The organism is Pseudomonas sp. LS_2 (assembly GCF_042709235.1).
Classification (GTDB): Bacteria; Pseudomonadota; Gammaproteobacteria; order Pseudomonadales; family Pseudomonadaceae; genus Aquipseudomonas.
Genome location: NZ_JAVAYC010000070.1, coordinates 1 through 1120 on the forward strand (window position 1 = coordinate 1; position 1120 = coordinate 1120).

At 62.1% G+C, this 1120-nt stretch carries 1 protein-coding gene and 1 pseudogene; both read right to left on the reverse strand.

What is annotated here, in order from left to right; genetic code table 11:
- Positions 1-49: 49 nt before the first annotated feature.
- A complete protein-coding gene (gene hyi, locus RAC97_RS24580) occupies positions 50-832 on the reverse strand; it encodes a hydroxypyruvate isomerase (protein WP_375102215.1) in 783 nt (260 codons plus the stop codon).
- Positions 833-842: 10 nt separating this feature from the next.
- Positions 843-1120 (reverse strand): annotated as a pseudogene (locus RAC97_RS24585) (glyoxylate carboligase); the annotation flags it as partial.

A 1120-nucleotide genomic window follows, 5' to 3' on the forward strand; every position in this document is an offset into this window, starting at 1 on the left:
ACAGCATTCGCGGGTAAACCCGCTCCCACAGGTTTTGCATTCCAGTCTTCTAGATCGCGTTATGGGTCTTGAGCCAGCCCAGGCCCGCTTCGGTGGTGGTCAGCGGCTTGTACTCGGCGCCCACCCAGCCCTGGTAGCCGATGCGGTCCAGGTGCGCGAACAGGAAGCGGTAGTTGATCTCGCCGGTGCCCGGTTCGTGGCGGCCGGGGTTGTCGGCCAGCTGGATGTGGTTGATCTTCGAAAGGTTGGCCTCAACGGTGCGGGCCAGGTCACCTTCCATGATCTGCATGTGGTAGATGTCGTATTGCAGGAACAGGTTGTCGCTGCCGACTTCGGCCTGGATGTCCAGGGCCTGCTGGGTGGTGTTGAGGTAGAAGCCCGGAATGTCGCGGGTGTTGATCATTTCCATGACCAGGCGAATACCGGCGGCCTCGAGCTTGTCGGCGGCGTAGCGCAGGTTTTCCACGAAGGTCTTGCGCACCGTGGCGCAGTCCGGGCCTTGTGGGCGGATGCCGGCCAGGGCGTTGACCTGGGTGTTGCCCAGCACCTTGGCGTATGCGATGGCCTTGTCGACGCCGGCGCGGAACTCCTCGACGCGGTCGGGGTGGCAGGTGATGCCGCGCTCGCCCTTGGCCCAGTCGCCAGCGGGAAGGTTGAACAGCACCTGGGTCAGCTGGTGCTCATCGAGCTTATGACGAATCGCTGCAGGCTCATAGTCGTAGGGAAACAGGTACTCGACTCCACTGAAACCCGCCTCGGCGGCAGCCTTGAAGCGCGACAGAAAATCCTGCTCGGTGAACAGCATCGACAGGTTGGCAGCAAAACGCGGCATAGGTTTCTCCTTAGAGTGCCTGCATCGGCACGATCGAAGTCGGGGCGTCGTCAGCCGAGCTGGCCAGCGGCTCGAACTCGTTGACGGCATTGATTTCGGTGCCCATGGAAATATTGGTGACCCGCTCGAGAATCACCTCCACCACGACGGGCACCCTGAAGGTTTCGGCCATCCTTTGGGCTTCGCGCAATGCTGGCGCGATTTCAAAAGGCTCGAATACGCGCAGCGCCTTGCAACCCAGGCCCTCGACCACGGCCACGTGATCGACGCCGTAGTTGCCCGCTTCGG